Below are 22,357 nucleotides of genomic sequence, written 5' to 3'. Positions count from 1 at the left end.
GGCAGCGACGTGCCTCACACAGGGTTGACGACGTCGCCGTCTTCCTTGACGAACCTGCCTATGTGCGGATTTGGCAGAACGTCAAGCACAGCCTCCGAGGGCCGGCACAGCTTGACGCCCTTAGGTGTCACGACGATCGGCCGATTGATCAGGATTGGGTGTGCGAGCATCTGATCGATCAGATCATCATCTGTCCATTTCGGATCGCCGAGCCCAAGCTCGGCATAGGGTGTGCCCTTCTCGCGCAAAAGCGAGTGCACAGAAACTCCCATCGCCGCAATGAGCTCGATCAGTTCTGAGCGGGTGGGCGGCTGCTTCAGATACTCGATAATTGTGGGCTCGATGCCGCTTTGCCGGATCATTGCCAGCGTGTTGCGGGACGTTCCGCAATCCGGGTTGTGATAGATGGTGACGTTCATGGCTGCATCCGTCTTTTAACCAGGCCAATCCGGTTTTCGACCGCTCAAGCCTTGTACGTTGACGGCCGGAATGCGTCGAGTCCGGGCCTTGCGCTTGCTTGTTTTATAGAGCCTCCAAGTCTACGCTCGCCGCGCTAACGTCGTTTGGGATGCAGGAATCGATGAGGCCGAGGCTAGCCGATGTTGCACGTATGGCGGGGGTCGACGTATCCACCGCTTCACGGGTGCTGCGCGGCGAGGAGAGCCAGCGCATTCGTCCAGAGACGCGAGAGCGGATTCTCGAAAGCGCTCGTAGTCTGGATTATTCACCAAATACGCTCGCGCAGGGTTTGCGAACGTCACGCAGCCGGACGCTCGGTCTCATCGTTCCGCAACTCGATAACCCGGTGTTTGCGTCTGCCATTCGCGGTGCCGAAAAATCCTCCGCACGGCATGGCTATTCGTTGCTGATTGCGCACCGGGAGTCGGGCGCGACCGACGCCGTCTATCACCGTCTGTCTCACGGCAACCGCGCCGACGGGCTGCTGGTTGCGAGCCTCGACGATGACGCCCTGTTGCGCGAAGAGCTTGAATCGACCCATACGCCATTCGTGCTGCTCAACCGGCAACTGTCGGGCAGCCCTTATTGTGTCGTGCTCGACAGCCGCGCCGCTGCGGCAATTGCCGTCGATCATTTGGCGCAGATGGGTCACAAGCGGATCGCACATCTTGCGGGCCGTCCCGGCGGGTTCAACGCCGGCGAACGACTGGCCGGATATCGCGACGGATTGAAGCGGCACGGTATTCCGTTCGATCCGAAGCTGGTCGCCGTTGCTGGATACACGGCGGAGGGCGGAGCGGATGCGATGCGCAGTCTTCTTGCACTGAAGCCGACGGCTGTTCTTGGCGCCACGCTGGTCACCGCGGCGGGTGCGATGGCTCTGTTGCATGAAGCGGGTCTGCAAATTCCACGCGACATATCGGTGATGGGCCTGCACGATGCGCCGGTTGCCACAATGCTTTATCCGCAATTGACGTCGGTGAAGATGCCTACGGAGTTGATGGGTGAAATTGCTTCCGATCTTCTGATCGATCTTTTGAACGGCGGTACGCCGCAACCTGTCGCGCCTCTCGCGCCAGACGGTCTCGTCATCCGCGCTTCCACAGGCCCAGCCCCGCGCTAAATTTTAACTTGACCGCAGGGGCCGTTTGTAAGACGTTTGAACAAACGATTGTGCAAGCCATTTGTTCAATCACGAGAAAATATAATGCGATCAGGGGAGTGCGCCGAGTGAGCGTGGCGAATTTGGCCTCTGAAAAGGGGCTGTCATGACTGCAACCACCATCGCCGCCGTGCGCGAAACCGATCGTGTCGATGAAAGCCTCGTCTCTGCTTTTGGGGCAATCGTCGGTAATGACAACGTTCTAGCATCATTCGATCAGCGCCTCGGCTATGCGCGCGATCGCCTGCCATTCGCTGTTTTCCGCGAGCGCGCCGGCACTCTTGCCGGAGCGGTGCCACGTCTCGTTGTGCGTCCAGCGAACGAGGATGAGATTATTCGCGTCGTTCAGCTTGCCAGGGCGCGGAATACTCCGATCATTCCCTATGGCAACGGCTCGGGTGTTCTGGGCGGCGCGATTCCGCTCGGCGGCGAGATCATGCTGGACACGCGCCGGCTCGATAAAATCGTTTCGATCAACCCGACCGATGCAGTCGTGACCGTGCAGGCGGGCATGAACGGCGCCGAGTTCGAGCGTCAGCTCAATGAAGCCGGATACACGTGCGGTCATTTACCGCAGTCGATCGAGATTTCCACCGTCGGCGGCTGGCTCGCCTGCCGTGGCGGAGGACAGGCCAGCAGCCGTTATGGAAAGATCGAGGACATCGTTGCCGGATTGAAAGCCGTGCTGCCGGACGGCACGCCGCTTGAAGTGCGCCCGGTTGCGCGGCGCTCGGTCGGTCCGTCAATCCGAGATCTGATGATCGGCGGTGAAGGTGCCTTCGGCATTATTACGGAGGCCACGCTGCGAATCTGGAAAAAGCCTGAGATCGAGCGCGGTGTTGTGCTGGCGTTTCCGACGCAGCAGGCGGCTTGGGACTGCGCGCGGCTCATTATGCAAGCAGAACTGCGCCCGGCCGTCGTGCGTCTTTACGATAGGGTTGAGAGCGATGAGCGTACTAAGGACATCGCATTGTTCAAGACCAAGCCCTATCTGGCCATGATGATGTTCAGTGGCAGCGAGCCGCTGGTCACAGTCGAGCAGGATATGGCGCTGGCGATCGCCAAGGAACTTGGCGGCGAAATCGGACCTGATGCTCCGTTCCACCATTGGAAGGAAAACCGCTACGTCGCTTACTCGCAGAAGTGGCACGATGCGGGCTATTTCAATGACACCATTGAGGTGACCGGTAACTGGTCGGCAATCCCCGCGATGTATGACGCCATCGGCAACGCTGTACGCAAGATTCATCCGGGCGTTCATTTCGGCGCGCACTGGTCGCACGTCTATCCCGAAGGCGCATGCCAATACATGACGATCCGCCTGCCGCCGATGGCAGATGAGGTCGCGCTGCCGATCCACGCCAGACTTTGGGATGCGGTGCAGGAACTGACGCTCGATCACGGCGGCTCGATCGCGCATCATCACGGCGCCGGCTTGTTCAGAAATCCATGGATGCAGCGCGAACTCGGCGCGGGTCTCAATGTGCTCCAGACAATCAAGGATGCGCTCGATCCCGCCAATCTCCTGAATCCCGGCAAGCTAGGTTTGCGTCCGGGGCCTAACGCGAAAGACATTCGCCGTGATTGACAGGACGCGCAGCGGCGCGGCATTCGGGGAGGGTGCGCATGGCTGTGTCTGATCCTCTCCTGGTCGGCATCGATCTCGGTGCCGGCTCGCTCAAGATCAGCATCATCAGGAGTGATGGTTCGCTGGTCAGCGAGGCGTCCGCGCCCGTCGCGACGTCGTCGCCACATCCGGGCTGGAGCGAGCAGAACCCTGATGACTGGTGGTTGGCGGCTTGCGATGCGTTACGCCGCGGTTTGAAAGCGTCCGGGCGCCCCGCGTCCGATATCGCCGCGATTTCGTTCTCGGCCGGCGCTCACACGCAGGTGCTCGAGGATGCCGACGGTCACGTGATCCGCCCCGCGATTTTGTGGAACGATCAGCGCAGCCGCGAGGAGACACTGCAGCTTCGCGACAAGGCTGACGCGCGTATTCTGGAGATCGGGGCCAATCGCGCCAACCCGACCTGGACGTTGCCGCAGATGCAGTGGCTGCGCACGCATGAGCCGGAAGCGTTCGCGCGCGTCAGGCGGCTTTATATCGCCAAGGATTGGCTGCGCGCGCAATTCACCGGTACTTGGGAGACCGATACTATTGATGCTCTGGGCACTCTGATGCTGGATGCACAGAAGGTAGAGTGGTCGAAAGAACTGTGCGACATGATTGGCTGGCCGATGGCAACATTGCCGCCGATCGTCAAGCCGAGCGCCATTGTCGGCAAGGTGACGGCGAAAGCTGCGCAGGCGACAGGCCTGGCGGAAGGCACGCCGGTGGTCTGCGGCACGTCCGATACCGCGGCGGAGACTTTTGGCGCGGGCATGGTGCGCGAGGGAATGGGGGTCGTGAAGCTGGCAACGGCAGCGACCGTGAATGTGCTGTCGCCCAAGGCCCAGCCAGACTTCTCGCTGATCAATTACTATCATGTCGTGCCGGACCACTGGTACGTCATTGCCGCTACCAACTCCTGCGCGTCCGCGCACAAATGGCTGCGCGATACATTCTTCCGCAGTGACGGTGAAGACGGCAGCGCAGTTTTCGATGCCATGGATACCCGAGCATCTGCGGTGCCGCCCGGCGCTGAGGGATTGTTCTTCCATCCTTATCTGAATGGCGAACGCAGTCCTTACTGGGATCCGCTGCTGCGGGCGGATTTCGTCGGTGCAGGCTTCAACCACGGCGGCGGCCATTTTGTCCGCGCGCTCTACGAGGGCGTGGCCTATTCCCTGCGGGATTGTCTTGAGGTCATGAAGTCCAAGGGTCTTGGATTTTCGACGGCGCGCTTGACGGGTGGCGGTGCGCGCAGCGCCTTGTGGCGACAGATCGTCGCCGACGTGCTGAACATCACGGTTGAACTGCCCGCCGTTGCTGATGCCTCGTATGGCGCGGCATTGCTGGCAGGCGTCGGCATTGGCGTTTTCAGGGATGAGCGTGCGGCCGCCGGTGTCGTTCAAATCGTATCGCGGGCGGTGCCGGATCCGGCGCGGACCGCTGTCTACGATCAGGGTTTTCCGATTTACCGCGATATTCAGAAGGCGCTCGCGCCGATTAATCATCGCATCCACGGTTTCGTGGCCCGTCAGAACAAGTGATGCATGTCAGAGATTAGGCTCGAAAAGGTTCGCAAGGCTTACGGTCCGGTTGTCGCCGTTCACGGCGTTGATCTGACGATTCGCGACGGTGAATTCGTGGTGTTCCTGGGGCCATCAGGCTGCGGAAAGTCGACAACGCTGCGCATGATGGCGGGCCTTGAGGAAATTACCTCGGGCAAACTCTTTATCGGTGACCGCGATGTTACCGCGCTGGAGCCGAAAGATCGTAACATCGCTATGGTATTCCAGAACTACGCGCTCTATCCGCACAAGACGATTTACGAGAATCTCGCCTTCGGTTTGCGGATGCGAAAGATGGATCCTGCGCAGATTGACATGAGAGTACAGCGCGCAGCGAAAATGCTGGGTCTTGATGAATTCCTGAAGCGTAAGCCGAAACAGCTTTCGGGCGGCCAGATGCAGCGCGTCGCACTCGGCCGTGCGCTCGTGCGTGAACCTGAGGTGTTTTTGCTGGACGAGCCGCTGTCGAACCTGGACGCCAAGCTGCGTGTCCGGATGCGAGAGGAAATCGCCCGCCTGCACCAGGAAGTCGGCACCAGCATGGTGTATGTGACCCACGATCAGGTCGAGGCGATGACGCTTGCCAATCGTATCGTCATCATGCGCGACGGTCACGTACAGCAGGTTGGGGCTCCGCTCGAAGTTTACGATCGCCCCGTGAATCTGTTTGTGGCGGGATTTATCGGTTCGCCGGAAATGAATCTCGTCGAAGGACGGGCGTCCAATGGCGTGTTCGAGAGTGGTGCGCTGCGGGTTTCTCTGCCCGAGCTATACCGAGCGGCCAACGAGGATGTCGTGCTCGGTATCCGGCCCGAACATATCGCACTTGGCGAAGGACCCGACGCGTTGGCATTTGAGGTCGGCGTCATCGAGCAACTAGGAGCTCAGACACTGACGATCGGAGAAGTGAGCGGGGCCCGTCTGCGCATTCTTACCGACCGTGTCGATAACTGGAAGTTCGGCCAACGAATTCCCGTCCGGCTGCAGGCTGGACGGCTCCACCTGTTCTCGAAGTCAACGGGGCAGCGACTTTAGACGACCAAGAAACCAAAACGAACGTTCACAACAGTGAAATTTCTAGGGGAGACAAGGGAAATGGCTAAAGACGGAATATCGAATATCGATCGGCGTACGCTCATCAAGGGCGCGGGAGCAGTTGGCGCGGGTCTTGCCGCAGGCACGCTCGGCGCACCGGCGGTATGGGGCCAGGGCAAGAAAACCATCCGCTTCCTGAACACCGAAACTTCCATCGACAGCATTCGCGCGCTGAAAGTTGCCTGTGCCGAGTATGAGCGGATGACAGGTACGCAAGTTATTGTTGACTCGGTGCCGCTCGACGATGCCTTCACCAAGGTGACGACGTCTCTGCGCGGCGGTCAGCCCTATGATATCGCGACATTCGCATTCGTCGGTCACGTTCTGCTGCTGCAGGCCGAAGGGCATTTGATGCCGCTGACCGAACTGACCAGCAAGCACAAGTGGGGACCGAAAATTCTCTTCCCCATCAAGAATGAGGTCTACTGGTATCCCTACGACTACAATCTGGCCTGGATCTACTATCGCAAAGATCTCTACGAGAAGAAGGGCTTGAGCGTCCCTAAGACCTGGGCCGAGATGCTGAAGAATTCACAGGCGCTGAACGAGGATGGCCGCTCAGGCTCGCTGTTCCCGATCGGCAGCAACGGCGCGACCAACTGGCTGTCGCCGGGCTTCATGTGGGCCGAGGGCGTCAAGCTTTTCGACGACAAATGGAATGTCTCCATCGATAACGCGGCGAACGCTCCGAAGGTCGCGGCATATCTCGATTTCTTCGCCGACCTTTACAAGACCATGCCGTCCGGCACCAGCCAGGCGAGCTTCGGCGAGGTTCTCTCCAATTTCTCCTCGGACAAGGTCGGACACACTGCCTATGCGGGCCGTATCATTGAAGCGTTGGAGCGCACGTCGCCGGCTCTCGCGACCAAGTACGGTATTACGCCGTACATGGACAGCGCAGGGAAGGCGAAGGCCGTCAACCACGGCTATGACGGCTGGGTTGTGCTGAAGACGCCGAACTCCAGTGAATCGATGAAGTTCATGAAATGGTTCACCGAGAACCAGTACATCAACTTCCTGCACACCGCGCCGCTGCACTTCCAGCCGCCACGCCTCGATGTCTACGAGGACGCCCGCTGGCGCGCCCACCCGCTGATCGAGAAGCACAAGGATGCGGTGGAGACGATGAAAAATTTCATCGTCGACAAGTCGATGATCCTGACGTCCGTCGACACGGAAGGCCCGGCGCCGGACCTGCGTCCGGGTAAGGTGTTCGAAGGCTTTGTGATCCCCGAGATGTTGCAAAATCGCGTCTTGAAGAACATGCCGGCGACCGAATGCGTCAAGGCGGCTGGAGACAAGATGCGCAAGCTCACGGCATCATAAGAAACGCGTGTGCCAACTGCTCGGCCGGATGCTCCCGGCCGGGCTCTTCCCCGGAAAGACGAAGTTGAGTTCGAAGGCGACGATATACACCTTCCTGGTGATCGGACTTCTCGTGACGCTCGTTTTGATCGTTGCGCCGGTGGCGTATGCGATCAGCCTGAGCTTTTACAAGCTTGATTCGTTCGTTGGCGAAGCCAAGTGGGCTGGCTTCGATAATTACATCGCAATTCTGAAGTTACCCGAGTTCTGGCGCGCACTCTGGAACGGTGTGCTTTATTCTCTCGGGTCGATCGTGCTTCAAGTCGTGCTTGGCATCGGATTCGCGCTGATCCTGAACGAGACGTTTCCAGGCCGAAACTTCGTGCGCGGATTGTCCATCCTACCGTATCTTTTGCCCACCGTGGTCGTGATCCTGACGTTTAAATGGATGGTGGACGGCAGTATCGGCATTATCACCAAGACTATCGCCGCGATGGGCCTGCCGCCGGTGAATTGGTTTGAGAGCTCAGGCGCGGCAATGACATCTGTCGTTCTCGTCAGCGTCTGGATGTGGACACCATTTGTCACGACATGCTTTCTGGCGGCGCTGCAAACGGTGCCGACATCCCTTTACGAGGCAGCACGAGTCGACGGCACTACGGCGGTTCAGCGCTTCTTCCACATTACCTTGCCGATGCTGAAGCCGATCCTCACCGTGGTGGTATTGCTGCGCGCAATCTGGATGTTCAACAAATTCGACGTAATCTGGCTTCTGACCCGCGGCGGCCCGGTCGGCTCCACCGAACATCTTGCCATCCTGTCCTATCGTCACGCGTTCAGCCTGTTCGACATCGGCGGCGGTGCTGCGATTGCGACGATCTCGTTCGCGATCCTGTCGGTGGCCGTGTTCTTCTACTTCCGTATCTTCCCGTTGGAGGACGATTAATGGCCGCCGTTAAATCGCTCCCCGCCCGACTCAGTCTCTATGCCGCCGCAATCGTGATCGCGATCTATTCGGCGTTTCCGATCTACTGGATGTTCATTTCCAGCCTCCGCGAGCCGACGAGCCTGCTCAGCACGGTCTCCCTTATGCCGGGGCCATTCACGCTGGAATACTACCGTAACCTGCTCGAACTGACCGACTATCCGACCCACTTCATGAACAGCGTCGTCGTGGCGGTGGTCACGGTCGTCGTGACCATGGTCTTTTCGGTGATGATTGCTTACGCCGTGACGCGCCAGCGCATTCGCGGCAAGAAGCTCATCGTCGGCGCGATGCTCTACGCCTATATGTTCCCGCCGCTGCTGATCGCGATTCCTATGTTCACGATCTTTGCGCGGCTCGGCTTGAGCGACACGCTGATTGGGCTGATCGCGTCGCACCTGACACTGACGCTCCCCCTCGGGGTCTGGTTTCTGTGGGGCTTCTTCAAAGGCATGCCGTTTGAGTTGGAAGAGGCCGCGATGGTCGATGGCTGCACCCGACTCGGGGCATTTTTACGCGTCGTTCTTCCGCTCTCGCTGCCAGGGCTTATTACCGTTGCAATCTTCTCGTTTCTGCTGTCCTGGACCGACTACACCTTCGCGCTCATCATGATCGGCAGCGATGCCAACAAGACCCTTCCGGTGGGGCTTGCCTCGATGGTCGGCTCATTCGATTTGCGGTGGGGCGAGATCATGGCGGGCTCGACGCTGATCGCGCTGCCGCTGTTCGCAGCGTTCGCGCTCCTGACGCAGTACTTCATTCAAGGCCTCGGTGCCGGTGCAGTAAAAGGCTAATTATGGATCTCGGATTGAAAGGCAAAGCAGCGCTGGTCACCGGCGCGGCACGCGGCATCGGCAAGGCTGAGGCACTTGCGCTGGCGGCGGAGGGTTGTTCGATCGCAATCAACGACATCGATCGCGATGCCGCTGATGCCACTGTCGCAGAGTTGCGCGCGAGCGGAACTGCCGCCGTCGCCTGTATTGGCGACGTGTCAGAAGAAGCTGGCGCGGAAGCGGTCGTGCGCGAGGCGTACCGGGGTCTCGGGCAACTCGACATACTGGTCAACAACGCGGGTGCCGGCGGCCGCCATCTCGGAAGCCTTGCCGAGAACATGTCCCTTGACGATTGGGACATCATTGTTCGGACTCACCTGCGAAGCACATTCCTGTGCAGCAAGTATGCAGTGCCGTTCATGCGCGAGCGGAACTTCGGGCGGATCGTGAATACCTCATCGATGAATGTCACCGGGGGTGGACGTCCCGGCGTGACGAACTACTCCGCGGCGAAGGCAGGGGTCATTGGTTTCACGCGGACGCTGGCCAAGGAAGTCGGCAGCGCCGGCATCACCGTGAATGCCATCGCGCCGGGTTATGTCGAGACCGCGCTGATCGCCGGCTTTTCCGCCGAGAAGCGCGCCATCATCGCTGGGCAAAACCCTCTCGGCCGGTTCTGCCAGCCCGACGAAGTGGGTTCGCTGATCGCATTTCTGTGCTCCACTCAAGCCGCTTTTATCAATGGCGCGCTGATCTGCATGGATGGCGGCAAGCGTGACTTCTTCTGGGGTGACCAATGACCATTCGAGCTTTCGGCGGCCCGCATCGGTATGTACAGGGCCCCGGCGCTCTGAATGAGCTTTCGGCACTGGTTCCGCTGTATGGCCGCCGCCCCCTGGTCGTGGCGGATGTCGCGGTGATGGGAGTCCTTCGCGAGCAACTCGAAACACTGCTTCAACCGTGCACCGACAGCATAGAGTTCGCTGAATTTTCGGGCGAATGTTCAGCTACCCAGATCGACGCAATGGCGGGCAAGGCTGGCGCTGCAAGTACAGACGTGGTTGTCGCGATTGGTGGCGGCAAGGCGATCGATACCGCAAAGGGTGTCCGGATTCAGCGAGGCGGAGGCATTATCGTGGTGCCGACGGTCGCCTCGAACGATGCGCCCACCAGCCGCCTTGCGATCGTCTACACTGACGATCATGTCCTGAAAGAAGTCAGGCTGATGCCGACCAATCCGGACGCGGTCGTTGTCGATACATCGATCATCGCACGCGCACCGCGCAGATTTTTTGTTGCGGGCATTGGCGATGCACTCTCGAAGAAGTTCGAAGCTGAGCAGTGTTTTAATTCCGGTGGCATGAATTTCTACAAGGCTCGACCGGCCGAGCTCGCGGTTTCAATTGCGAACCAGTGCTATCAGGTGATCCGGAGGGATGCGGTTGCATCGCTCGTGGCAGTCGATCGGAAGGAGCCTGACGCTGCGTTTGAGAATATCGTGGAAGCGACAATTCTGCTCAGCGGATTAGGTTTTGAAAGCGGCGGGCTGTCGATTGCGCACTCGCTGACGCGTGGCTTCTCGGCCATTCCATCGCTCAACGGCGCGCTGCATGGTGAACAGGTGGCATTCGGTCTTCTTACGCAGCTCTGTCTGGAGCAGAGATCACAAGAATTTCTCGCCGACATAATGACGTTCTTCAAGACGGTTGGCCTGCCGACAAGCCTGAAGGACCTCGGGTTTTCCGGCGACAGGCAGGATGGCATCCAGACGATCGCGCAGCGCTCGATCGCCGAAGCGCCGTATCTGAGGCAGTTTGTAGGGGCGGTGACTGAGCAAAGCCTCGTGGCCGCGCTCGACAAGGCAGACCGTTTCGCGAGATCGGGTAGTTGAGCTCAGTCTGGCCAAAGACTCACCAGAGGGTCCAAGGCCTTGATCGGTTCCGGCAGGACCTTCCGAGCGGACAAGTCAGTCCGTCACGTGTTGAAGCAGGGCGGGCGACAAATTTTTTTGAGATTGGGTGGTGATTCAGCGCAGATCGCCATTCCATCCAAATGAGCTAAATTGCGACCTTATTCGCTGGATGCCTCGACAGTTCGCTTGTTAGAAATTTCGTGCTGGCTCACGCGCAATCAGGAAGACTGAACATCCTTATGGCTGCCGGTCCCAGACTCCAGCCACTTGTGATCGTTTGTCTTTTCAAAGAAATCCTTGGTCAGGACGGCAACCTCAGTCCTGTTTCTGACCTTGAGCTTTCTCATGATGTGGCGAAGATGGACTTTAACTGTATGCTCGCTCATACCAAGCTCATAGGCGATCTGCTTATTAGCCATCCCCTGACAGAGCGCTTCGACGACCATCATCTGCCTTTCTGTCAAAAGCTCGCTTGTTTTGGACACCGCTGGCTGCTTGTTGCGATCGAGCTCAAGGCTGCTGACAGGCACAAATGTTCCGCCGGCTTCCACCAGGCGCACAGCTTCAACGGCAACATTGAATGGTAAGCTAGTTGGGATGTAGCCGCGTGCTCCATTTCTCAGCGCGTGCATCACATAGTTCGTGTCGTCGATGTCGGACATGATGACGACAGGAATATCGGCGGCGCTGGATTCAAGAAACTGAAGGTCTGCGACGCTGGACGATCCGCTGCCATCGACAAAGAATACGATCACGGCTGGAGTGAGAGCGTTCTGTTCGGTGGAGTTTCTCCACTCAAAGATATTGGTGAATGCGAAAATGCCATGGCTTCGGTAGGAAACTTCAAGACAGCGAACAAAACAGTCACGAAAAAATGCGCGCTGATGGATCACGACGATCCCTGGCTTTTTTACAGGAGGAGGTTTGTTATTGTGATCCTTTTCGTTGGCGCCGTTGAGATGCCTAATTTCATTGGGCTTGGTTTGGGCTTTGGGATCTGCGCGATGGCGCGGAGGAAGCGGGCGTGCATCCTGTGAATTCGTCTCGTGCTTGCAGGCAGAGTCTAAACGGGTGTGCACGGCCGGTGAAGAAGGGTGGTCAGCGCCATCTCGCATGAAGAGACGAGCTCTGCTCGGAAGCGATTTTCTCAAAATGGATTGCTTGAGTGTGAATTGCAGAGAGTGACCGTTGGAATGTGTATTGTGACGCCGACTGGCATTTTGTTCAGCGGGATTATTCTGAAATTCGCTACGAGAAATTTGTTCAGACAAATCGTCCAAAGCTTGTTGTCGTTCGCGGAATGAAGCTGAATTTGAATAACCGGTGATACTCATAATACGCCCCTACTCATTACTTCGGTGGTCGCACGGGCCTTTCCATTTCAAAACGCAATGTTTAGCGGGTCTAATCAATTTGCCCTTAATCCTCAGTATAGTCCCCCTTTTTTGCAATCCTGCAACGTTTTTATGTGAGGGCTCATCGCGCTGCACAAACTTGCGTTTTGAAAGTGGGCTGCACGTCAAACGTGTCCTCCAACCGGTTCCACTAGGGGAACTTTAGAGGGGTGCTGCGCCTGGCTCTACCATATTATCACGGACGTACGCTGAAACGTGCGCATCGAAAAAGCGCTCCCATGCAGCTGATACGTCATCCCGCTCTGTGATTGTCGAATCTGCTTCTTGCAGGTCGCGGGGCCGGTCCTGCCATCCTGTCCCAGCGCCGGCAAAGAGGATTGAATTCCCGACAAGCATCGAGCCGAAGGCGAATGCATTCCGGCAGCCGGTTTCAAAATCTCGATTGCATGAGGTGCTCAACAAAAGCACCTCTTCGCCGATTAGGCCGGATCGTATCGTGGTGATGTCTTCCCAAGATCTGGCCTGTACGCGACACAAAGCTTCGCCCTCGATCTTGCCGGCTTCGATCCTGGCCGCGATGGTGATCAACATGACCATGAAGCCGACCATGTATGGGTCCGACCATGTGAGGTCAGATATGCCCCCGAGGCGGTGGCGGCTTTTCTCGACCATGGGCGAGATCACAGCGGTTGCAGCCCTGTGAGCTCTGCGAACTTTGGATAGGTCTAGGGCCCAGCGCCACATGTCGCTGCACTCCGCAATGTCTCCAAAAAGTGTCAGAATGCCAATGCCGCCCTTGTTTTGTTCAAGGACCTGCTGGATCATACATCAATAATCGTGCGGTGCTCCAGACCCGTCAGGAGTGGACCTGTCCATGGTGTCCAGCCGGCTTCCGACAAAGCCCGATTTCGAGGCGCTTGCAGCATCGGCGCCCGCGTCGGCCGATCGCCGCACGCTCATTCTGGCGCTGATCGGTAATCTGGTTTCAAGCTGGACCAATAACGAGAGTCTGTTCATTTACGTTCTCATGCTCCTTCTGCGAACGGATCAGGCATCTGCGGCGCTGACCTTTGCCACGCTTAACACCACGCGCGCGCGGCTGGATCTGATTCAGCGTCTGGCGAAGATCACCATCCGGGACCCAAATCTCGAGAAGGCGCTTTCCAAGATCATTGAGCGGTTTAATGAGTCGACCGTTGTCCGTAACGAATTCAATCACTGCATGTATATTGTCGACGCGAGCGGCCAGATCACCCACACGCAATCGATGCGCATCGTGCAAACAAAGGATAGTCTTCGGTTCGGTGAAATGAAACCGATGGATGAAGCGCGGCTGAAAAGCATGGTGAAGGCGACAAAGGACATGACGCGCATCAACCGCGATATCTGGGATTTACTGCCGCGCCTGGAAAGTCATTTGGGTTCGGCCAAACCATCGCCTTGATATGGCTTGGTGCAGTTCCGCAATTACAGGTGAGGCGACGGGTTTCGGTGGACAAGCCGCCGAGCTGATTACATTGCCGCTGCGTTCTCGCGTTCCTGCGCGTAGGCTTCTTCTGCCAGCTGTTGCCATGCGCACCGCGATTGCCACAATCCTGACGTGCAAGATTATCCGTTTGGGTGACCCTGACTAGTCGAAAGGATTAGCTTGGGGACTCTCGAATGGCTTAGGAGCCGCTGGAATCACATCGATCGGTGACGTTCGTCTAATGCTTAAGACGATTCGTAATGCTCGAATGTGCGGCTATTCCCCGCCTTCTACATAAGCAACGCTGACGATGCGGAGTCTCGCAAATAATTGCGAGGGGATCGCAGTCGGGAGACCGACCTCAACCGCATCGTAGCGCGTTGACGATCGCAGACGTAGAAGATCAGCGATCTTCGAGGCGATGAGATGCTCCTACCCCATAGGAGTTCGTCATGGGTTATCCGAAGCCGAAGAAGAACGATCCGAATCAAGACCAGAAGCAAGACCAGGATCAGAAGCAGGCCAACTTGCAGGGACAGCTTCAGGGACAAGGTCAAGGTCAGGCCCAAGGTCAAGCCCAGCTCGCTGTTCAGTCGCTCGATTCCAAGAGTGACAATAAGAACGGCAACGACAACAGCAACGATAACAAGAACGACAACAAGAACAGCAACACCAACGACAACAAGGTCGACAACAATCTCGACAACAAGGTAAGCAACAAGGCCGACAACAGCGTCGACAACAATGTTGACAACAAGGTCGAGAATACCGTCGACAACAAGGTCAATGTCGCTGTTGATGTGAAGGTTGACCTTGACCTCAAGGCTGACGGTCTGAGCAGCCCGGTTATTGATCTCCACGGGATCAACGACATCCACAACTCGGTGATCATACCGGAAGTGGTGAACCAGACCCTCAACGGCGGGTACAGCAACGCCTTCGATCTCAATCAGATCAACAATCTGGTTGACAACGACCACCTGAGCGATCCGAAGGTTTCGTTCAAGGGCGGCGAAGGTGACTTCCATATGGACGGGAAGGCCGAGGGCGGCGACGCCAAGCTGGACTCCAAGATGGGAGATGTCATCGGTGCCAACGCAAGCGGTGCAGTTTCGCACGCCGACGCGGCCCTGACACAAGACGCATTCAACCAGACCATCACACAGGGTGCGAACATCCAGTTCAACAGCATGACCATCCAGGCGGCAGGTCACGATATTCAAGACAGTCACGATCTGCACAGCTAATTGACACAATTAGACCCGCGCGGCATCCGCCGCGCGGGTTTTCCCTGAACCATCATGCTCACACGACCAAAAACGATTTGATGTCGCGGCTAGCTCCGCAGGATCGTCGATTCCTTGAGCCTGAAATAGGAGGCTCTCATGGTGCCCGGCGGCATTACCGAAGTAGTTTGGCATTTCGCAGGCTATCTCAAAATCATAAACGACATCGCGCGAGATCGTATCGACTACGATCAGTCGTCGTTTCGGCAAATTCAAGACGATTACGTTGCGAAGCTGCCAGATTACAATGCAAATCCGGATTTCGCTGGTCTTGACGGCCGGGGCTTGGGGGGGCCGGAGGCTCTTCCATTTGAAGACTATCAAGCGTCCCGGGTTCATCCAACAAAATCATTGAGCCCGCCGCCACTCCGCCCCGACCTGGATGATGACGGGATCGGAGGCCTTCCAAGATTGTCATGGCCTACTGCGGCCGGCGGAGCCGGAGGCGTGGGATACGATTTTCATATCACCGTCCAGTATCAGCCGGGCGGAGAGCAGACGTTGCTGCATGTTCATCAAGTCAATGCTCTATCAGATGATGACAGCCTTCTTGTGTTGCCTGCTGGATGTGGAGATGCGGCCGCCGCGCTTGTATCTATTCAGGCCGAACAGCTTACAGCTCATACCGAAGCGATCCTTCAACGAATGGCGGACGAGGCCAACGATCAGATTCCGAAAGAGTGGTGGATTCCCCAAAATGGAACCGGCCTCACGGATCTCGCCAACTCGCACGACGACAACCTTGTCTTGCGCGCTGGAGCACCTGATATCCATTCCGTCGAGCCTGGCTATTATCTGAACGGTGTGTTGCAGGACCCGGCTATGACACCGCCGGACCAAGTGCCGCTACCACCACCTGACCCCGCTCCAGATCTAGGACACGATCTCGGACAGTGGGCGTTGGCCGGAGGCAACAATAGCTGGAACGCCTCGTTGATCGTCGATCTGAGCGAGTCCGGACGCTCGATGATCGTGATGGGCGACTACTTCAAGACCAACGCGATCTTCCAGACCAATTCCACAATGGATCACGACCACGTCGATGTTATGGGAGGGCAAGGGCTTCCAATCGCGACAAGTGGCGATCAGGCAACCAATATCGCCGATTTCGTCCAGCATCCCGGCATTTATGCCGATTTGAAAGCCACCTTCGCTGGGCCACACTGGAATGTGGATGTCGTAGACGGCAACTACTACGACGTGCACACCCTTGTTCAGATGAACTATCTGTCTGACAACGATATCATCGCTCAGAGTAGTTCAGACTCGCACTACGTCATTCAGGCGGGCGGTAATGAGCTTGGTAACCTGGCTCAGATTTTTGATGGATCGATTCACTATGATCTGATCATTGTGACCGGTGCGTATCACGGGATGAATGTGATCTTCCAGAACAACATCCTGTTGAACAATGATTACATCAAGATGCTTGCAGACGGTACAGATCCGTCACAGTCCGTCGTGTCGGGCAAGAACGAGTTGAGCAATACGGCAACGATCGAAAACTATGGCGATAACAATTTCGATCCGATGAATGACAATCTCAAGAGCCTTGTTTCTGCGGTCGGAGACGGTGCGACAACCCTCGATCCTTCTTACGGAAAATTCGTTGACGGGTCCGGCGGCGTATTCAACGTGCTGTACGTCAAAGGTGACTATTACGATCTGAATGCTATCTGGCAGACCAACGTCACGTCTGACGTCAATGTCATCGCGCAGCTCATAGGCGCACCGTCGGCTGCTGCCCAGACCCTCCACCCGGATGGAAACGAAATTCAGTCTGTGACAAGCGGGAAAGACAGCTTGAGCAATGACGCGGCAATCGTCGATGTTGGCGCGACCAACACTTTCGTCAACGGTCAGGTGTACGGCGATACGATTCTTGTGCAGGCAAATCTCCTGCCGGAAGACAAAGGTCATGTGCTGAATCACGATGCACAGGCCCTGGTTCCCGAACTGATCGCTTTCGTCAACGATAGTCAGGAGGAAGCGCCAGTGGCGCAGCCGGTACTAAGTACGCCGGTGCACGAGGATCCAATAGCAAGTGTCACGCACTGAACGGTAAAGGTGCTGTGAAAACGAAGTCATCGAGTTGAACCAGATCGGCGTTGTGGAGGCTGGGGTACATGACACGGGGCGACAACGAACCTCACATTAAGGCCAGCACGTCTGTGCATTTGACCGACGAAGAGAGCGCGAAACTGCGCACTGCGGAGGTTGTCCCTTTTCCCGCCCGTCACGATACGCCAGACGGCACAAACGATGTGGCGCATAAGGAAGCTTCCGAACTGGCGAAAGATCAGTCCGGAGTCGCCGTTTCAATCCAGAAAGCCCTGTCCGCGGCGGACAGCGCAGCCAAGCGATCCGACGATCCCGCGCCACCCGAGGTGGCGAAGACACCACCAGAACCGCGAAGTGATGCGCGTCCGCCGGCAAGCGGCTCACCCGTCAGCCCTGGTGCACCAGTCCCATCCGTAGTGAATGGAGGCGGGGGTGGAGGTAACGGAGCGTCGAACGGCGGGGGAGGCGGAGGAGGCGGCGGCGGTTCGACACCCTTGCATAAGCGTTCCAGCGATAATGAATTCCGAGATGCTCTCGGCAAAGGCCTCGCCAACGCGCGGCGCAACCTTGTGACCGTCGGGATATTCTCCATCGCCGTCAACCTTCTCGTCCTCGCGATCCCCGTCTACCTTTTCAACATGTCGGATCGCGTCATGACGAGCAGAAGCACCGACACGCTTGTCATGCTGTCGATGATCGTGGTGGTGGCGATTGGTGCGCACGTGCTGATGGATATGATGCGCCGTATTATCCTGATGCGCGTTGCAGTCGAAACCGAAGCGCGGCTGGGTGGTCCTGTTTTAAGCGCAGCTGCGAAGGCAGCACAGGGTGGGTCCAGTCGTGAGTTTCAGACACTTGCGGACCTTCAGCATCTGCGCGCATTCATCACCGGCCCGGTGCTTCTGACGATGTTCGACGCGCCGGTAGCTCCTGTGTACTTCGCCGTTGTTTTTCTGATCCATCCCCAACTCGGGCTAATCGTTCTGTCGTCCGGCTTGGGTCTTATGGCTGTCGCCATACTGAATCAAAAGATCACCGCCATTCCGTTTACACGGGCGAATGCTTTTGGAACCCGCGCCAACCTTCAGGCAGAAGCGATGGCGCGCAACGCCCAGGTCATCAATGCCATGGGGATGATCCCGGAGGGCGTTCAGGTCTGGGGCAACGAAACGGTCGAGTCTTTGAAGGCGCAGGTCGCCGGGCAAGATCTCAACATCATGATGACGGGAATCTCGAAATTCCTGCGCCTCTGCACACAAATCGCGATTCTGGGCTGGGGCGCGTGGCTGGCATTGGAGAGCCAACTGACCAGCGGCATGATCATCGCGGCCTCGATCGTGGCGAGCCGCGCGCTTGCTCCAATGGAAGGGACCATCGAGGGGTGGCGTGGCTTTGTGCAGGCGCGTTCCGCCTACGGGCGTGTCAAAGCCCTTCTGCAAAATTCACCGCTGAACATGGACCGTTTACGGCTTCCGCGCCCGCAGGGTCATCTCAGCGTCGAGCGCATTCTGTACGTTCCGCCGCCCACCAAGAAAGTCATCCTGAACGGGATCAGCTTCCAATTGCAACCCGGAGAGTCGCTGGCGATCGTGGGCGACTCGGGAACCGGAAAAACCATGCTTGCGCGCATGCTTGTGGGTTCAATTATCCCGACGGCCGGCAATGTGCGCCTGGACATGATGGACCTTCGGAACTGGGACACGCGTCAGTTCGGCGAAAGCGTCGGCTACCTGCCGCAGGACGTCCAGCTTTTCCCCGCGTCCATCAAGGCGAATATCGCACGCATGCGGCAGGATGCGATCGATGAAGATATCTTCGACGCAGCAGAAACAGCCGACGTTCACGAGATGATATCGAGTTTCGCCCAGGGCTATGAAACCATTGTGGGCATGGACGGAAGCCCGTTGTCCGGCGGTCAAAGGCAGCGAATTGGGCTCGCGCGCGCATTCTATGGCAATCCGCGCCTGATGGTTCTCGATGAACCAAATTCAAATCTAGATGCGAATGGCGAGCGGGCGCTGGCCAAGGCGCTCATTCGTGCAAAAGAGAAGCAGATAACGGTCGTGACGATCACGCAGCGTGCCGCGCTTCTTAGGAGCGTCGACAAGATCATGATCCTCAACAATGGTGCGGTACAGGCGTTCGGTACGCGCGACGAGATCATCCCGCTCATTTCCGGACGCAAACCGAGCGGCGGTGATGGGCCGCCAATGCTGAATTCTTAATGAGGGAAATCTGAATCTAACAGGATTATCGAGGTGCCGTTGTGTCAGACAAAAAACTCATTGCGCAGGGGCCGGTAGCTGAAGGCACTTGGTACGATTCGCTTCCGCGGTCGACGCGTCTCCCGACGATTGGCGGCGTGCTCATTATGGCGGTTATGGTCATGGGTTTCGGCGTATGGGGCAATATGGCTCCGATCGCCGGCGCCATTGTCGCGTCAGGTGTGTTTGTCGCAACAGGCCAAAACAAGATCATTCAACACCTCGAAGGCGGCGTCATACGTGAAATCTACGTGCGCGAGGGCGATATCGTCGAGCAGGGACAGTTGCTGGTTGATCTGGATGAAACCGCTCCGCGCGCCGAGCTGCGTCGCCTGTTTCTCCGCCGCATGCGACTGACGGCTATGGATGCCAGGTTGCAGGCCGAAATGAGCGAAGCCGATGAAATCACGTTTCCCGATGAACTGATTCAGGCGATGGATGAGCCCGAAGTGAAGGAAATTCTGGGTAGTCAAAAACTGACCTTCACAGCCCGCAGGAATAACATGAACAGCGATATCGCGGGCATCAATGAAGGCATCAACGCGCTGAACGAAAGAATTCAGGGTTCCAGGATTCAGCTTGACGGTGTCCGCCGCCAGATCAAGTTCATCGAGGAGGAGATCGAAGCCAAGGAGTATCTCCTGAAGACCGGCTTGGTAAGGAAGCCGGAGGTTCTGCTGCTGCAAAGGTCGCAAGCGAACCTTGATGGAGAGGTCGGCCGGATCATGGGCGATATCGGCGACGCCAAAGAGCGCATCGCGAAGGCTCTTGAACAGATCAACGGCGTCAAGAAGACCGCGATCAAGACCGCAGTAGAGCAAATGCATGAGGTGCGGGGCGAATTGGTCGATGTACGCGAGCGAATGCTGAGTGCAAAGGGTGTGCTAGACCGCATTCACATTGCGGCGCCCGTCAGAGGGGTAGTCGTCAAGTTGCGGTATCACACGCAAGGAGGCGTGATCGAAGCCGGCAAGAACATCATGGAAATATTGCCGCTCAAGGATGAACTTATCATCGAAGCCCGCGTGCGCCCGCAGGATATCGACAGCGTCAGGCATGGGCAGCACGCAACGGTTCGGCTCAGCGCTCTCAATCAGCGCATTACGCCGATGATATCGGGAGAAGTCATCTATCTTTCAGCCGATACGCTGGCCGACGAGAAAAAATCCCAACAAGTTGGGCCGACCGACATCTATATCATCCGCGTCAAGCTGAATAATGAGGAAGCAGCCGCAATCCCGGGTTTCAGCCCGACGCCAGGTATGCCGGCGGAAGTCTACGTCAAGACGACTGAACGAACGTTCTTTCAGTACATCGTGAAGCCGATCCACGACAGCATGACACGCGCGTTCCGCGAGCGATGAGAAAGCGCGTCTACGGTCTTAAATGAGGTTTGCTTAGGAAGGTTGAGGCGTTGATTTGAGGTATTGAGCATAACAAGCGAGGTCATCCTGTGCGCATTGATGTCATAGACACATTGCCGGATTTTGCCCGGCTGGAAGAGAACTGGAACGCAGTCTATGACGCGGATCCGGATGCCCAGTTGTTTATGTCCTGGAAATGGCTTTCAGGCTGGCTAGGGCAGATCTCAAGCCCCTGGTTTGTCCTTGGCGCGAAAGCGAGCGAGAAGGCAGACGCCCCGTACGTAGCCTTCCTGCCGATGCGGATTCAAACCAAATTGGAGAATGCGCGTTTTCACAATGAACTGAACATGGCCGGTAACTTCTCGGCCGACTATACCGGCGTTCTTTGCGCCCCCGGAGCGGAGCATCAGGTCATTCCTGCATTTGCCCGGCACCTGAAGCGGATGAACTGGGCGCGTCTCAATCTCGAAAACATTCGTATGTCAGAGCCGCGCATCCGGCTTCTTCTGGCGCATTTTCCGAAAGCCGGTTTCCAGACCAGTGAAATCAATCGTATCGGTAAAGTCGACAACATCGACAACAATCTCTGCCCGTTCGCGGCACTTCCGCCGGACTGGAACGCTTATCTCAATATGTTGAGTTCCAACACCAGACAGAAGATCAGGCGTCTGTTGAGGCTTGTCGACGAAACCGGCGAGTATCGCATCACCGTGGCAACGCCAGAGACGATTGAGCGCGACCTCAATACGTTGCTGCGATTCTGGGAGATCAAGTGGACCCCGCGCAAGGGTGATCTCGTTCACACGCTTATACGTTCGAACCGGGCCATGCTGACGCGCAGCTTCAGGGCCGATCTGCTGTTCCTGCCGACGCTTTGGAAAGAAGATCGGCCGCTTGCTGCGCTCGCGACGCTGATCGACAGGCGCAAGCATGCCTTTCTGTTCTATATGACCGGGCGAGACGAAACCTTCGACGGCCCGCCGCCGGGTGTGATCTTGCATTCCCACAGCATCCGGCATGCGATCGCCAACGGGTTCACCGAGTATGATTTCCTGCGGGGCAATGAGCCTTACAAGTACTCATTCGGTGTGAAGGAGCGCCGTATCCGGTACGTCATGGTCAGCACCAAGAACGGACTAAATCTCGGCGGCAAGATTGATCAGCGAACCATTCCCGATGTTTTGACAGAGTCAACCGAGCTTCATCAGAAGGGCAGGCTTGTGGAAGCCGAACATGGCTACCGGCAAGTTATGGATGTGGAACCGAAGAATGCGGACGCGATCCATCGGCTCGGTCAGTTACTGGCCAGCAAAGGTGATCATGCCGCCGCAAAACGGCTTTTCAAGACGCTCACGGCGATCAGGCCCGAAATTTACAAACCGTGGTTCTGTCTTGCTCAATCGTGCGATGCGCTGGGACATCATATAGATGCCGTAAACGCTTATCGGGAGGTCATTCGGTTGAAGCCGGATCTGCCCGAGGCTTTCGCGAACCTGGCGGCGATACTCGTCAAACTTGGCCGGATCGAGGACGTCAATGCGGCGCTCGTGACTGCTCTTGGTCGGACTGATAGCGCTCCTAAACTGAATGGTCGCGAGCCGAAAGTACGGCGCGTCACCAACGGCAGAATGGAGCAAGGCGAAGTAGCAACGGCATAGCCAAGAATGGCATGAAATCGAGGCACCAGAACCCAC

The 22,357-nt window shown here is 57.3% G+C and carries 18 protein-coding genes; 15 read left to right on the top strand and 3 right to left on the bottom strand.

The window, feature by feature from the left end:
- Nucleotides 1–14: 14 nt before the first annotated feature.
- Nucleotides 15–419, bottom strand: coding sequence for an arsenate reductase (glutaredoxin) (arsC, locus tag AC1RM7_RS17695; RefSeq protein WP_024921458.1), 405 nt, complete (start codon nucleotides 417–419; stop codon nucleotides 15–17).
- A gap of 149 nt (nucleotides 420–568) precedes the next feature.
- On the opposite strand from arsC, the gene AC1RM7_RS17690 reads away from it, so the two are divergent.
- The 9 genes from AC1RM7_RS17690 (at nucleotide 569) to AC1RM7_RS17650 (ending at nucleotide 10,844) form a co-directional block, all read left to right on the top strand.
- Nucleotides 569–1,582, top strand: a complete 1,014-nt coding sequence (locus AC1RM7_RS17690) for a LacI family DNA-binding transcriptional regulator (RefSeq protein WP_492943900.1) — start codon at nucleotides 569–571, stop codon at nucleotides 1,580–1,582.
- A 145-nt stretch (nucleotides 1,583–1,727) separates the two neighbouring features.
- Nucleotides 1,728–3,209: an FAD-binding oxidoreductase gene (locus AC1RM7_RS17685; RefSeq protein WP_006019441.1), complete on the top strand. Its 1,482-nt coding sequence runs from the start codon at nucleotides 1,728–1,730 to the stop codon at nucleotides 3,207–3,209.
- A 38-nt stretch (nucleotides 3,210–3,247) separates the two neighbouring features.
- The gene (xylB, locus tag AC1RM7_RS17680; RefSeq protein WP_492839038.1) at nucleotides 3,248–4,774 is read left to right on the top strand and encodes a xylulokinase; all 1,527 of its coding nucleotides are present in this window, start codon (nucleotides 3,248–3,250) and stop codon (nucleotides 4,772–4,774) included.
- A 3-nt stretch (nucleotides 4,775–4,777) separates the two neighbouring features.
- On the top strand, nucleotides 4,778–5,830 hold the full coding sequence (locus AC1RM7_RS17675) for an ABC transporter ATP-binding protein (protein ID WP_492839040.1): 1,053 nt from the start codon (nucleotides 4,778–4,780) through the stop codon (nucleotides 5,828–5,830).
- A gap of 60 nt (nucleotides 5,831–5,890) precedes the next feature.
- Complete coding sequence (locus AC1RM7_RS17670; protein ID WP_425993188.1) at nucleotides 5,891–7,216, top strand: ABC transporter substrate-binding protein; 1,326 nt, start codon at nucleotides 5,891–5,893, stop codon at nucleotides 7,214–7,216.
- A 64-nt stretch (nucleotides 7,217–7,280) separates the two neighbouring features.
- Nucleotides 7,281–8,141: a carbohydrate ABC transporter permease gene (locus AC1RM7_RS17665; RefSeq protein ID WP_051054990.1), complete on the top strand. Its 861-nt coding sequence runs from the start codon at nucleotides 7,281–7,283 to the stop codon at nucleotides 8,139–8,141.
- Nucleotides 8,141–8,974, top strand: a complete 834-nt coding sequence (locus tag AC1RM7_RS17660) for a carbohydrate ABC transporter permease (RefSeq protein WP_492839043.1) — start codon at nucleotides 8,141–8,143, stop codon at nucleotides 8,972–8,974. Before AC1RM7_RS17665 ends, AC1RM7_RS17660 begins: the two co-directional genes overlap by 1 nt.
- Nucleotides 8,975–8,988: 14 nt before the next feature.
- Nucleotides 8,989–9,753 carry an SDR family NAD(P)-dependent oxidoreductase gene (locus tag AC1RM7_RS17655; RefSeq protein ID WP_492839045.1) on the top strand — a complete coding sequence of 255 codons (765 nt, stop codon included), beginning with the start codon at nucleotides 8,989–8,991 and terminating at the stop codon, nucleotides 9,751–9,753.
- On the top strand, nucleotides 9,750–10,844 hold the full coding sequence (locus AC1RM7_RS17650; protein WP_492839047.1) for a glycerol dehydrogenase: 1,095 nt from the start codon (nucleotides 9,750–9,752) through the stop codon (nucleotides 10,842–10,844). The genes AC1RM7_RS17655 and AC1RM7_RS17650 overlap by 4 nt, the downstream gene beginning before the upstream one ends.
- A 239-nt stretch (nucleotides 10,845–11,083) precedes the next feature.
- Here the strand turns inward: AC1RM7_RS17650 and AC1RM7_RS17645 are convergent, their stop codons facing one another.
- Nucleotides 11,084–12,199 carry a response regulator transcription factor gene (locus tag AC1RM7_RS17645; protein WP_492839049.1) on the bottom strand — a complete coding sequence of 372 codons (1,116 nt, stop codon included), beginning with the start codon at nucleotides 12,197–12,199 and terminating at the stop codon, nucleotides 11,084–11,086.
- A gap of 222 nt (nucleotides 12,200–12,421) precedes the next feature.
- The gene (locus AC1RM7_RS17640) at nucleotides 12,422–13,045 is read right to left on the bottom strand and encodes a hypothetical protein (RefSeq protein ID WP_492839051.1); all 624 of its coding nucleotides are present in this window, start codon (nucleotides 13,043–13,045) and stop codon (nucleotides 12,422–12,424) included.
- 49 nt (nucleotides 13,046–13,094) lie between these two features.
- On the opposite strand from AC1RM7_RS17640, the gene AC1RM7_RS17635 reads away from it, so the two are divergent.
- The 6 genes from AC1RM7_RS17635 (at nucleotide 13,095) to AC1RM7_RS17610 (ending at nucleotide 22,321) form a co-directional block, all read left to right on the top strand.
- Nucleotides 13,095–13,664, top strand: coding sequence for a hypothetical protein (locus AC1RM7_RS17635; RefSeq protein WP_006019451.1), 570 nt, complete (start codon nucleotides 13,095–13,097; stop codon nucleotides 13,662–13,664).
- A 476-nt stretch (nucleotides 13,665–14,140) separates the two neighbouring features.
- Complete coding sequence (locus AC1RM7_RS17630) at nucleotides 14,141–14,935, top strand: hypothetical protein (RefSeq protein ID WP_006019452.1); 795 nt, start codon at nucleotides 14,141–14,143, stop codon at nucleotides 14,933–14,935.
- A gap of 138 nt (nucleotides 14,936–15,073) precedes the next feature.
- A complete protein-coding gene (locus AC1RM7_RS17625; protein ID WP_492839054.1) occupies nucleotides 15,074–17,032 on the top strand; it encodes a hypothetical protein in 1,959 nt (652 codons plus the stop codon).
- A 68-nt stretch (nucleotides 17,033–17,100) separates the two neighbouring features.
- Nucleotides 17,101–19,260: a type I secretion system permease/ATPase gene (locus AC1RM7_RS17620; protein WP_492839056.1), complete on the top strand. Its 2,160-nt coding sequence runs from the start codon at nucleotides 17,101–17,103 to the stop codon at nucleotides 19,258–19,260.
- A gap of 41 nt (nucleotides 19,261–19,301) precedes the next feature.
- Nucleotides 19,302–20,663: an HlyD family type I secretion periplasmic adaptor subunit gene (locus AC1RM7_RS17615; RefSeq protein WP_006019455.1), complete on the top strand. Its 1,362-nt coding sequence runs from the start codon at nucleotides 19,302–19,304 to the stop codon at nucleotides 20,661–20,663.
- Between the two features lie 89 nt (nucleotides 20,664–20,752).
- Nucleotides 20,753–22,321: a GNAT family N-acetyltransferase gene (locus AC1RM7_RS17610; protein WP_492839058.1), complete on the top strand. Its 1,569-nt coding sequence runs from the start codon at nucleotides 20,753–20,755 to the stop codon at nucleotides 22,319–22,321.
- Nucleotides 22,322–22,357 lie beyond the last annotated feature (36 nt).

The sequence above is a fragment of the Afipia sp. GW822-FHT03D08 genome, assembly GCF_058801645.1.
Note: the sequence above shows the minus strand (reverse complement) of the source record. Positions and strands in the feature narration are given on the sequence as shown.